This is a genomic window from Streptomyces violaceoruber (genome assembly GCF_033406955.1).
Taxonomy (GTDB): domain Bacteria; phylum Actinomycetota; class Actinomycetes; order Streptomycetales; family Streptomycetaceae; genus Streptomyces; species Streptomyces violaceoruber.
In genome coordinates this window covers 8,099,566-8,111,910 of record NZ_CP137734.1, presented here as the reverse complement: position 1 = coordinate 8,111,910, position 12,345 = coordinate 8,099,566, and the positions used below count along the sequence as shown (strand labels likewise).

9 protein-coding genes are annotated in these 12,345 nt (G+C 71.6%); 5 read left to right on the top strand and 4 right to left on the bottom strand.

Translation table 11 applies throughout. The features are described from left to right. Nucleotides 1-6 precede the first annotated feature (6 nt). Complete coding sequence (locus R2E43_RS36645; protein ID WP_030862652.1) at nucleotides 7-1,071, bottom strand: FecCD family ABC transporter permease; 1,065 nt, start codon at nucleotides 1,069-1,071, stop codon at nucleotides 7-9. A gap of 11 nt (nucleotides 1,072-1,082) precedes the next feature. After that, a complete protein-coding gene (locus R2E43_RS36640) occupies nucleotides 1,083-2,438 on the bottom strand; it encodes a lysine N(6)-hydroxylase/L-ornithine N(5)-oxygenase family protein (protein WP_121717120.1) in 1,356 nt (451 codons plus the stop codon). 175 nt (nucleotides 2,439-2,613) lie between these two features. Here R2E43_RS36640 and R2E43_RS36635 point away from each other — a divergent pair, with 175 nt between their 5' ends. Next, a complete protein-coding gene (locus R2E43_RS36635; RefSeq protein ID WP_332057005.1) occupies nucleotides 2,614-3,561 on the top strand; it encodes a methionyl-tRNA formyltransferase in 948 nt (315 codons plus the stop codon). 85 nt (nucleotides 3,562-3,646) lie between these two features. On the opposite strand, the gene R2E43_RS36630 is transcribed toward R2E43_RS36635, so the two are convergent. Both R2E43_RS36630 and R2E43_RS36625 read right to left on the bottom strand, forming a co-directional pair. Beyond that, nucleotides 3,647-3,886, bottom strand: a complete 240-nt coding sequence (locus R2E43_RS36630; protein WP_003978364.1) for a DUF5302 domain-containing protein — start codon at nucleotides 3,884-3,886, stop codon at nucleotides 3,647-3,649. Between the two features lie 38 nt (nucleotides 3,887-3,924). After that, nucleotides 3,925-5,790, bottom strand: a complete 1,866-nt coding sequence (locus tag R2E43_RS36625; protein ID WP_168715185.1) for a CocE/NonD family hydrolase — start codon at nucleotides 5,788-5,790, stop codon at nucleotides 3,925-3,927. 296 nt (nucleotides 5,791-6,086) lie between these two features. Between R2E43_RS36625 and R2E43_RS36620 the strand changes: the two genes are divergently transcribed. The 4 genes from R2E43_RS36620 (at nucleotide 6,087) to R2E43_RS36605 (ending at nucleotide 12,244) form a co-directional block, all read left to right on the top strand. Next, nucleotides 6,087-6,521 (top strand): PGPGW domain-containing protein, encoded by a 435-nt coding sequence (locus R2E43_RS36620; protein ID WP_011027165.1) that lies wholly within the window; start codon nucleotides 6,087-6,089, stop codon nucleotides 6,519-6,521. A gap of 123 nt (nucleotides 6,522-6,644) precedes the next feature. Further along, on the top strand, nucleotides 6,645-7,625 hold the full coding sequence (locus R2E43_RS36615; RefSeq protein WP_093455410.1) for an alpha/beta hydrolase family protein: 981 nt from the start codon (nucleotides 6,645-6,647) through the stop codon (nucleotides 7,623-7,625). A gap of 110 nt (nucleotides 7,626-7,735) precedes the next feature. Further along, nucleotides 7,736-9,055: a DEAD/DEAH box helicase gene (locus tag R2E43_RS36610; protein WP_011027167.1), complete on the top strand. Its 1,320-nt coding sequence runs from the start codon at nucleotides 7,736-7,738 to the stop codon at nucleotides 9,053-9,055. Nucleotides 9,056-9,235: 180 nt separating this feature from the next. After that, nucleotides 9,236-12,244: a family 16 glycoside hydrolase gene (locus tag R2E43_RS36605; protein ID WP_332057004.1), complete on the top strand. Its 3,009-nt coding sequence runs from the start codon at nucleotides 9,236-9,238 to the stop codon at nucleotides 12,242-12,244. The last annotated feature ends 101 nt before the right edge of the window (nucleotides 12,245-12,345 follow it).

Here is a 12,345-nt window from a genome sequence, read left to right as displayed (position 1 = left end):
TACCGTTCACGCGCTCTTGAACTTCCCGCGCCACACCAGGACGGCGAAGAACGGTGCGCCGAGGAGCGAGACGACGACCCCTGCGTCCAGTTCCCCCGGCCGTACGACCAGGCGCCCCACGATGTCGCAGACCAGCAGCACCACGGCCCCGAGCAGACCGGCGTACGGGACCAGCCAGCGGTAGTCCGGGCCGGTCAGGTACCGGGCCACGTGGGCCACCATGAGACCGAGGAAGGCGATGGGGCCGCAGGCCGCCGTCGCCGCCCCGGCCAGCAGGGTGATGGCGACGATGCCGACGGTGCGGGTCAGCGCGATGTTCACCCCGAGTCCCCGCGCCACGTCGTCGCCCAGGTTGAGCAGGTTGACCGAGGGCAGCGTGGTCAGCGCCAGCAGCAGCCCGGCGGCGATGAAGGCCGACACGGGCCCGATGACGTCGAAGCCGACCCCGGTCAGCGAGCCCGCGTTCCAGAACCGCAGAGCGTTCAGCGAGGCCTTGTCCGTCAGCGCGACGGCCGTGGTCATCGCCGCCAGGAACACCGTGACCCCCTGCCCGGCCAGTGCGAGCGTCAGCGGGTTGCCCGCTCCCCGGCCGATGCTCGACAGCCCGAACACCACGACACCGGCGACCGCAGCGCCCGCGAAGCCGAACCAGACGTACTGGAACGGGCTGGTGAAGCCGAAGGCGGCGATCCCCGACACCACGGCGAACGAGGCACCGGAGTTCACCCCGAGGAGACCCGTGTCGGCGATGGGGTTGCGCGTGTACCCCTGGATCAGCGCCCCTGCGACGCCCAGCGCGATGCCCGCCACGACGGCGAGGACCGTGCGGGGCACCCGCACGGTCTGCACGATGAGCCTGATCTCGGTGAGCCGCTGGTCGGACTCGGGCGCCGCGAACAGTCCGTGCCAGACCTCGGCGGGGCTGAGCGCACGCGCGCCGACGGCCAGTGAGGCCGCCGCGGCGACCAGGAGGAGCGCCGCGAGCAGCCCCAGACCGGCAACGCGGCGCCGGCGCGCCTCTGTCGGGCCTCGGGGAGTGGGCGCGGGACGCTCCACCTCGGTCGTGGTCATAGCGCCGTACATTAACGCGCGCCGGTGCCGGTCCCGTCGGCGACCGTGCGGACCTCGTCGGAAGCGGACTCGAGGCCCCGGTCGAGGAGCGACTCGAGGATCTCGCCGACCCGGACGGCGGTGTTGGAGAGCAGCGACGAGGTGATGCCGTGCGTGTGCTCCGTGCCGCCCTGCAGGTAGATTCCGCAGCGCAGGGCGGGGTCGGTGGCGACGCGGTAGTCGCGCTCGACGCGCACCCGGCCCTCGTCGTCGCGCAGGCAGCGGTCCGCGACCTCGCCGAGCAGGCCGAGGGGGTCGGCGGGGCCGTAGCCGGTGGCGAGGACCACGACGTCGGCGTCCAGGTGGCTCTCCTCGCCGGTGACCAGCGACGTCACGGTGGCGCGCACCCGGTCCGGCGTCTCCTTGACGTCGGAGAGCCGGGACACGTTGAGGAAGCGCAGCCGCTCGGTGCCGAGGACCTTCTCCCGGTACATCTGCCGGTACAGGTCGTCGATCAGGTCGATGTCCACCACGGAGTAGTTGGTGTTGCCGTGGTAGTCCATCAGCCGGCGTTTGACGCTGCCGGGCGCCGTGAAGTAGTCGTCGACCGCCGCCGGGTCGAAGATCCGGTTGGCGAACGCGCTGTCGTCGGCGGGGCTGTAGCCGTAGCGGGCGAAGACCGCGCAGATCTCCGCCGAGGGGAAGCGTCGGTGCAGGTAGGCGACGTTCTCGGCGGCGCTCTGGCCGGCACCGACGACGACGAACCGGGAGGGCGAGGTGCCCTCCAACGTGTCGACCCTGGCCAGCAGTTCGGAGTTGTGCCAGACGCGGTCGCCGCGCTCCACGCCCTCCGGCACGAGGGGGCGCAGCCCCGTGCCGACGACGAGGTTGCGCGCCCGGTGGACCTCGAGCCCCTCCCCCGAACGCACCGTCACCTCCAGGTGGTCCACCACGCCGTCCCGCACGACGGGTGCGACGCCGACGACCTCGTGGCCGTAGGAGACCATGTCGTCGACCTTGGCGGCCGCCCACTCGAAGTAGTCGTGGAACTCGACCCGGAGCGGGAAGAGGTTCTTGTGGTTGATGAAGTCGATCAGCCTCCCCCTGCTCTGCAGGTAGCAGAGGAAGCTGTACCGACTGGCCGGATTGCGCAGGGTCACCAGGTCCTTGAGGAAGGACACCTGCATGGTCGCGTCGTCGATCAGCATGCCGCGGTGCCAGCCGAAGCGCGGCTGCTGCTCGAAGAAGCGGGCGTCGAGCTCCTCCTGCCCGCCGGCCTGTGCGTTGTGTTCGCGGATCGCGATCGCCATGGCGACATTGGACGGTCCGAAGCCGATACCAATGAGGTCGTGGACCAGCGTTGAGTCAGCAGGAAGAACCTGTGACATGTCACTCCCATCGTGCGCCGGAAACTTAGGTGAGCCTAAGCTAATGAGATACGGCTGTCGATAGGGCGCACCAGGGGCCGATTCGAGCCAACTCGGGACCTCCGAGGCGGTGTTGCGCACTAAGGTAAGCCTTGCTTAACTGCCCGGGTCAGCCCCTGCTCTGAGGAGGAACCCCATGCGGGTCGTCATGTTCGGCTACCAGACCTGGGGCCACCGCACCCTGCGAGCCCTGCTGGACTCCGAACACGACGTGGTCCTCGTGGTCACGCATCCCAGGAGCGAGCACGCGTACGAGAAGATCTGGAGCGACTCCGTCGCCGACCTCGCCGAGGAGCACGGCGTCCCGGTGCTGATCCGCAACCGCCCGGACGACGACGAGCTGCTCGAGCGCCTCAAGGACGCCGATCCGGACATCATCGTCGCCAACAACTGGCGGACCTGGATCCCCCCGCGCATCTTCGGCCTCCCGCGCCACGGCACGCTCAACGTGCACGACTCGCTGCTGCCGAAGTACGCCGGGTTCTCCCCGCTGATCTGGGCGCTGATCAACGGCGAGACCGAGGTGGGCGTCACCGCGCACATGATGAACGACGAGCTGGACGCCGGTGACATCGTCCGCCAGGAGGCCGTGCCGGTGGGCCCGGCCGACACCGCCACGGACCTGTTCCACAAGACCGTGGACCTCATCGCCCCGGTCACCGTCGGCGCCCTCGGGCTCATCGCCTCCGGGCAGACGGAGTTCACCAAGCAGGACCGGTCCCGGGCGAGCTTCTTCCACAAGCGGTCCGCCGAGGACATCCGCATCGACTGGAACTGGCCGGCCGAGGACCTGGAGCGTCTGGTCCGGGCCCAGTCCGAGCCGTACCCCAGCGCCTTCACCTTCCACCGCGGCAGGCGGCTGGAGATCCTCGCCGCCGTGGTCTCCGAGGCCCGGTACGGCGGCACGCCCGGCCGGATCTTCTACCGCGAGGGCGAGGGCGTGGTGATCGTCGCCGGGGCCGACGCGCGCCGGGGCCGCAACCACGGCCTCGCCATCACGCGCGTACGGACCGAGGACGGCCGGGAGTTGGCCGCGACCGAGTACTTCACCTCGATGGGCGGCTACCTGACCGCCCGCCCCTGAGCGCCGCGACCGGACACCCATGACGGGCAGGGCCCGACCGTGCCGTCACGGTCGGGCCCTGCCGGGTTGCGGGTCCTGCGCGGCCTCAGCCGCTCTTGCGCCGGAACGACCGCTGGCTGGCGGCCGGACCGTGGGTGCCCCGGATCTTCGCCACGTCGGCGTTGGCGGCGAGGGCGGCGGCCTCCGCCTGTTTGCCGCGCTTGCGCTCCAGCGCCTCGCGGAATTTGTCCTTCAGGTTGTACTGACCGTCGGCATCGGGTGTCAGGGCGGTGCCCTCGGCCTCCGCCGGTTCCGAACCTGCTTGCGATGAAGACTCTTCAGTCATGGCGACCTCCTGGGCTCGGACAACAGGAGCACAGCTTGTCACGACCGGCCGCCCGGAACCACCGAGAATGTTCCCGGCCCGGCCGGCAGGCTCACCGTGTACTGACGCAGATACGTGTCCAGGTACGGCGACCGGTCACCTGCGGTGGCGACGTCGTCCGCCGGATTGTCCAGCGCCAGCCCGAGCCTGGCCCCCTCGACCTCGACGGTCTCGCCGGAAGGCGTGTCGCGCCAGGAGCCGGTCTGGATGGAGCCGATCTCCACCGCCAGGACGTGCCCGGCGGCGAGGGTCCAGTCGGTCGCCTTCAGGTCGACGCTCATCCGGCCGGACTTCACCAGGGAGACCTGCTCGTCGAACATGACCGCGGTGCCGTCGGGGGCGACGTCGTACAGCTTGAGCATGACGTTGCCCGCGCCGCGGGCCGTCAGGGACACCCGCGGGGTGCCGGTGACGCGCGTGGTGCTCTTCAGCGGCTTCGACCACACGAAGAAGCTGGAGGCGACCTCACCGGCGCGCTGACGCTTCGCCAGTTCCGCGGCCAGCCCCGCCGGGGCGGGCTGCTCGGTCGCGGGCGCGTTCTCCATGTCCCACCTGCCGGCCGGCTGCGGCGGAGCCTTCGGCGCCGGGCTGCCGGACGCGGTCAGGGCCGCACGGGCGGACGCCCCGCCGTCGTCCACGTAGGAGCCGCCGCCGAGCGGCAGCGTGACCGTCCGTTCGGTGACGGGCCAGGTGCGCTGGGCCCGCCAGGCACCGGTGGAGTCCTCGACGGCGTAGGCCGGGTAACGCACCGTCGGCCTGGTCCCCTTCAGGTACTGGTCGTAGAAGGAGAGGGTCTCGTCGTACCAGCCCGCCCGGCCCATCGCCAGGCGTCCGTCCTCGACCCGGTCGCCGCCGCGCACGTGGTCCCACTGGCCGAGCCAGCCGCGCTCGGGGCCGCGGTGGTTGTCGAGGTACTCCTCCATCTCCTCGGGCTTGGTGTTGTTCTCGACGAAGCCCTGCGTGACGAAGAGCGGGGTGTCGCTGCCCCGGGCCATCCTCGCGAGGTCACGGGAGGTCCAGTGCGGGTCCCGCTGGTCGGATATCCGGTAGCCGGCCGAGTTCTCCGTGAGGCACTCCGGGTGGCTCTCCTCGTAACGGGCGGCGGCCTGGTACCGCGGGTCGTCGTCGGCCATCGGGGGCATCGAGGCGATGGAGTTGTACGCACCGGCGGTGCCCGTCACGTTCGGGCGGGGCACTCCGTTGGAGTAGATGTACTGGTACATGTCCCACACCGGCTCCTGGGCGACCACGGCCCTGAGCGCGCGCTGGTCCAGGTTGTTGCCGATGAGGCCCGTGACGGCGTCGTAGGACTTGCCGTACATGCCGACCGCGCCGGTGGACCACGGCTGCTTCGCCGCCCAGTCGATCGCGGCCTTCACGTCCGCCTGTTCGCCGGGTCCGCCCCAGTCCAGACAGCCGGTGGAGCCCCCGAAGCCACGCAGGTCCACCATGACGAAGGCGTACCCCTCGTCGAACAGGTCGGTGCCCTCGATGAAGTCCTGGAAGCGGGCGGAGGGGCCGGTGCGGGACCAGCCCTCGGGGCCGGTCTGGCCCGCGTGCGCGAAGTACGGGCCGATCGACAGGATGACCGGCACCTTCTCCTTCCGCTTCAGCCCTTCGGGCAGCAGGACGTCGGCGTGCAGCCGGGTGCCGGAGCGGTCGGCGGACGGGAAGTAGTGCTGGGTCCAGACCGAGCCCTCGGGGACGCGGTCGTTCTCCTCGTGGGTGACGGAACCGGTCCCGGTGGTGGCCGGCCCGGCCTCCGCCTCGTGCGCCGCGACGGCGGGGCCCCCGAGGCCGACGGTGAGGGCGAGGGCGGCGACGAGTGCCGAGGCGGTCCGGGCGACCGCGCGACGTGGTCTCACATGCTCCTCCTTGGAAGGCGGGTGCAGGTGGTACGGGTGGTGCAGGTCTAGCAGCGAAGTCCCTGCCCGTCGATGGGGCGCAATCACAACGTCCCCGGCCACATCGGGCGTTGACGGACGCGACCGGCCACCCGCCTCACGCCGGGCCCGCGGGGCGACGGCACCCGGCCCTCGCCTGCCGCGCCTCCGGCTCCGCGTCCGGGGCCGCTCCTGAATCGCCCGCACCCCGATCCCTGCCTAGGCTGAGCACGCCGACGGAACCGGAGTCCTTGCCGACCGCAGGAGAGTGGGGCGCCATGGCACGGGGTGTCGAGTCGATCCGGCGCACCGCCCTGGGTGCCCTCGGTGCCGTCCTGCTGCTGATCGGCGTGGCGCTGCTGGTGCTGCCCGGTCCGGGCCTGCTGCTCGTCTTCGCCGGCGTGGTGCTGCTGGCGCGCGCCGTTCCGGCACTGGACCGGTTCGTCGCCCCGGTCCGCGTCCGGGCGATGCGTGCCGCCGAGGAGAGCGTCTCGTCCCGATGGCGCATCGCCGGCTCCGTGCTCGTGGGCCTGTTCCTCCTCGCCGCCGGTGCGGCCTGGGGTCTCGTGCCCGAGCTGCCGTACTCCGGATGGGCCACCGGGGCGAGTCTGATCATCTCGGGCTTCGTGCTGTTCGCCCTGCTCGGGTGGAGCCACCGCCGGGTGCGGGCGGCGCGGCGCGGGTCGCCGCCGGCCTCGGAAGGCACGCGTTGACCAAACGGGACAGCGTTCCGTATATTTAACCGGGACAGCGTCCCGCTTTTTTCGCGCCGACGCGTCGCCTCCCGCACGGCTTCGCCGTCTCCGCCGTCGACTCATCGAACGGACATCCGCAGCATGAGCGCACAGACCCACCCGACCGACTTCGTTCCCGCGTCCGCTCCCGTCCTCTCCGTCGCCCCGGTCGTGCTCCCGGCCCCGGGACGCCCCGTGGACCTCCGGCTGCGGGTCTCCGCGCCCGTGACCGGGACCGGCCTCCCGGTGATCCTGCTCTCCCACGGCCAGGGCTACTCGAACCACCTCTCCTCCCTGGACGGCTACGCGCCGCTGGCCACCTACTGGGCGGCACACGGCTTCGTCGTGATCCAGCCGACCCATCTCAGCTCGCGGACGCTGGCTCTCGATCCCGGGACCCCCGGAGCGCCCCTGTTCTGGCGGTCGCGCGCCGAGGACATGACGCGTGTCCTCGACGGGCTCGACCTCCTGGAGAAGGCCGTCCCACAGCTCTCCGGCCGGCTGGACCGGAGCAGGGTCGCGGTCGCCGGGCACTCGATGGGCGGACACACCGCGAGCCTGCTGCTCGGCGCCCGGCTCACCGATCCGGACGACGGCACGGAGGTGGACCTGACCGAGCCCCGGATCGGGGCGGGCGTCCTGCTGGCCGCTCCCGGCCGGGGCGGCGACGCCCTCAGCGAGTCCGCCGCCCAGAGCATGCCCTTCTTCCTGAGCACGGACTTCTCCCGCATGACCACGCCCGCACTCGTCGTCGCCGGCGACCGGGACGACTCCGCCCACCTGACGGTGTCCGGCCCCGAGTGGCACACGGACCCGTACTCGCTCTCCCCCGGCCCCAAGTCGCTGCTGACCCTGTTCGGCGCCGAGCACGGGCTCGGCGGGGTGGCCGGATACGACGTCGCGGAGACCACCGACGAGGACCCCGGCCGAGTCGCCGCGGTGCAGCGGCTCACCTGGGCCTACCTGCGTTCCACGCTGTATCCGGGGGACACCGCCTGGCAGGTGGCACGGGACGCACTGGACTCCGGGCCTGATCCGCTGGGCCGGGTCGAGTCCAAGCAGGCCCCGCACCCTCGGCCGTGAGGCGGCGGAACGCCCGCTGGTAAAATGGGCCCACGCTTCGAGGCGCCCGGGTCCGTACCGAGGGGTACGGGCCCGGTCGCGTTCCGGGCGCCTGATCAGAAAGGTCTCCCATGAACGCGAAGCCGACCGCATCCTTCGACGGCCTCGGACTGCCGCCCGTACTGGTGGAGACGATGACCTCCCTCGGGGTGACACGCCCGTTCCCGATCCAGGCGGCGACCCTGCCCGAGGCGCTGGCCGGTCGCGACGTCCTCGGCCGGGCGCGGACCGGCTCCGGCAAGACGCTGGCCTTCGGTCTCGCCCTGCTCGCCGGGACCGCCGGCCGGCGCGCTGAGCCGAAGCGGCCGCTGGCCCTCGTCCTGGTGTCGACCCGGGAACTGGCCCAGCAGGTGAGCGACGCGCTGGCGCCGTACGCGCGGGCGCTGGGCGTGCGCCTGACCACGGTCGTCGGCGGGCTGTCGATCAACCGGCAGACCCAGGCGCTGCGCGACGGCGCCGAAGTGGTCGTCGCCACGCCGGGCCGCCTGACCGACCTGGTCTCCCGCCGGGACTGCCACCTGAACCAGGTGCGGATCACGGTGCTGGACGAGGCGGACCAGATGTGCGACCTGGGCTTCCTGCCGCAGGTCTCCGGCATCCTGGACCAGGTCCCCTCCGACGGGCAGCGGCTCCTGTTCTCGGCCACCCTCGACGGCGACGTCGACCAGCTGGTGCGGGACCACCTCCACGACCCGGTCCCCGTGTCGGTCGACCCGGCGTCGGCCTCGGTGAGCACGATGGAGCACCACGTACTGACCGTCCACCCGGCCGACAAGTACGCGACCGCGACCGAGATCGCCGCCCGCGACGGCCGGGTGCTGATGTTCCTCGACACCAAGGCCGGGGTCGACCGGTTCACCCGGGAGCTGCGGGCCGCCGGGGTGTCCGCGGGCGCCCTGCACAGCGGGAAGTCGCAGCCGCAGCGCACCCACACCCTCGCCCGGTTCGTCGAGGGCGGGGTCACCGTGCTGGTGGCCACCAACGTCGCCGCGCGGGGCATCCACGTCGACGACCTCGACCTCGTCGTCAACGTCGACCCGCCGGCCGACGCCAAGGACTACCTGCACCGCGGCGGGCGTACGGCGCGGGCCGGCCGGGCGGGGAGCGTGGTCACGCTCGTCACCCCGGACCAGCGGCGCGAGGTGAACCGGATGATGTCCGAGGCCGGGATCCGGCCGACGGTGACCCCGGTGCGGTCGGGCGAGCAGAAGCTGACGGACCTCACCGGCGCGAAGCGCCCGCCGGCCGGGCGGGGCAAGGAGAGCGGCAACGCCCCCTTCCGCGGGATGGGCACCCGTCCCGCCGGTGCCGCCAAGGGGTCCCGCAAGGCCGTCGAGGCGCGCAGGGCCGCGGAGGCGCGCGCGGCGGCCCGGGTGCGCAAGGGCCGCTGAGCCGACGGTCGAACGCGCCACCCGGGGCGGGGACTTGACGTCGGGAACTTTGAACACACCGATGACAAAGTATGGACACGTCGAGCGGAAGTCTCCTACCTTGGCGGCGGAACGTCCGTCACACCGCACAAGACCGGAGCGATATCCGGCACGGTCCGGTCCCCACCACCCGGAGGACCAATGCACCCACGGCTGTTCTCGCGTGCCCGAAGACACCTCATCCTCCTGCTGACCTCGGCCGTCGCGCTCGGCGGCGCCTGGGCCGCCCCGGCGTCCTCGGCGGCCCCCGCCGACATCCCGCCGCAGGAACCCGGCGTCACGCTGCGCGTGTTCGACGTCCAGACGCCGCTGAACGAGCTGTGCACCCTCAAGCCGGGCCAGACCCCCAACCACGACAAGCTGATGCCGACGGTCGACTGGTCCACCACCGCCGACTTCGGCGGCATCGCCGACAACTTCGTCTCCCAGGCGTCCGGTTATCTGGTGGCACCGCGTGATGGCACCTACGTGTTCCGGCTCGTCAGCGACGACGGCTCCCGGCTGACCCTCGACGGCGCCACGGTGATCGACCACGACGGGCTGCACGGCGCGGAGCCCAAGGACGGCACGGTCGAACTCACCGCGGGAGCGCACCCGCTGCGCATCGACCACTTCGACCGCGGCGGCGGCCAGCAGGTGCAGTTGTCCTGGATGCCGCCGGGCGAGAGCGGGTTCACCGTCGTCCCCACCGAGGCGTTGAGCACCGACGCCGGGGTCGTCCGGGTGACGGCGCCGGGCCGCAAGGAGTGCGAGGCCGGGCGCGACACCCCCGGCGACGGTCTGCCACTCACCTCCGTGCGCCCCGACCTCGACCTCACCGACCTGCGCCCCGAAGGCTTCGAGCCGCAGGTCACCGGCATGGACTGGCTGCCCGACGGCCGCCTGGCCATCAGCACCTGGGGCGGCACCGACAACGTTGCCGGAGAGGTGTACCTCCTGGACAACGTCACCGGTGAGACCAGCCGCGACAAGGTCACCGTCGAGAAGGTGGCGAGCGGGCTGCGCGAGCCGATGGGCATCAAGTACGTGGACGGCTCGCTCTACGTCTCGCAGAAGCACGAGCTGACCCGCCTGGTCGACAGCGACGGCGACGACGTGACCGACGAGTACCGCACGATCGCCACCTGGCCCTACGGCGGCAACTTCCACGAGTTCGCGTTCGGCCTGCTCTACCGGGACGGCTACTTCTACGTGAACCTCTCCGTCGCCATCGACCTCGGCGGCGCGACCACCAACCCGCAGCCCGCGCCCAACCGCGGCACGACGTACAAGATCAGCAAGAAGACCGGGAAGATCAGTCCGATCGCGGGCGGGCTGCGCACGCCCAACGGCATCGGCTGGGGACCGGGCGGGAGTCTGTTCGCCACCGACAACCAGGGCGGCTGGCTGCCCGCCTCGAAGCTCGTCCAGATCAAGCAGGACCGCTTCTTCAACCACTACACCGAGCCCGCCGGGCCCTTCGAGGACTCCCCCGTCACCGAGCCGGTGCTGTGGCTGCCGCAGAACGAGATCGGCAACTCGCCCTCCACCCCGCTGTACCTCACCAAGGGCAGGTTCGCGGGCCAGCTGCTGATCGGCGACGTCACCTACGGCGGCCTCCAGCGCGCCTACCTGGAGAAGGTCAAGGGCCAGTACCAGGGCGCCGTCTTCCGCTACACGCAGGGCCTGGAGGCGGGCGTCAACCGGGTCTCCATGGGCCCCGACGGCGCGATCTACACCGGCGGCCTGGGCGCCGACGGCAACTGGGGGCAGGAGGGCAAGCTCAAGTTCGGCCTGCAGAAGCTGACGCCGAACGGGGGCAACACCTTCGACGTCCAGAAGATGCGGGCCGTGCCCGGCGGCTTCGACCTGACGTACACCCAGCCGGTGTCCGAGGAGACGGCCGCGGAGCTGGCGTCCCGCTACGAGGCCGAGCAGTGGCGCTACACGCCGACCGGCGACTACGGCGGCCCGAAGATCGCCGAGGAGGAGCTGGCCGTGCGGTCCGCGACGCTCTCGGACGACGGCCGCACCGTGCGGCTGCGGCTGGACGGCCTGAAGCCCGACCGCGTCGTGCACGTGCGCTCCCCGCGCCCCTTCACCTCGGCCTCCGGTGAGACGCTCTGGAGCACCGAGGCCTGGTACACCCTCAACGAGATGCCCGGCAAGCAGCCGCCCGCGGCCACCCTGTACGAGGCCGAGGAGGCGCGTCTGACGGGGAAGGCGGGCATCAACACCGACCACGTCGGCTACTCCGGCAGCGGCTTCGTCGACCGCTACGCCACCGAGGGCGACGTCACCACGACGTTCGACGTGACCGTCCCGAGGACCGGCACCTACGACGTGGGCCTGCGCTACTCCAACGGCCCGGACCCCTTCGAGGGCACCAAGTCGCTGTCCCTGTACGCGGGCGGGAAGAAGGTGCGCCAGACACAGCTCCCGTCCACCGGGGACTGGGACACCTGGTCCACCCGCACCGAGAGCGTGCGGCTGCGGGCCGGCCACAACACGGTCTCCTACCGCTACGACCCCGGCGACACCGGCCACGTCAACCTCGACCTGATCACCGTGCGCCCGCACGGCGCGCGGGTCGCCCTGTTCGACGGCACCGCGGCCTCTCAGGAGCAGTGGCAGCACACGGACGGGAGGAAGGCGGCCTGGCCGCTGGCCGAGGAGCGGTCGATGGAGGTGTGCTGCGGCGACATCCGCACCAAGGACGCCTACCAGGACTTCAAACTGCACGTGGAGTTCCGCGTCCCGCTGCTGCCGGACGACGTGACCGGCCAGGACCGCGGCAACAGCGGCATCTACCTCCAGGACCGCTACGAGCTGCAGATCCTCGACTCCTACGGCGACACCACCCTGGACACCAACGAGGCCGGGGCTATCTATCTGAAGAAGGCACCCGACACCAACGCGGCGACGGCTCCGGAGACCTGGCAGACGTACGACATCGTCTTCCGTGCCGCCCGCTTCGACGAGAACGGCGCCAAGACCGCCGACGCGCGGGTGACGGTGGTGTGGAACGGAGAGACGGTCCACGACGACATCGCCCTAGACGGTCCCACCGCGGCGGGCCGGGCCGAGACCCCGGCCGCCGGGGCGATCCGGCTGCAGGACCACGGGAACAAGGTCCGGTTCCGCGACATCCGGGTCGAACCGCTGAACTGACCCGTAGCCGTGCGGGGCGGTTCCTGACGGCCGCCCCGCACCTCCCGCTCCACGGATCCGGTGGGCGGACCGGTGCTCCGGCCGCCTCTGGGTAGGGTGAA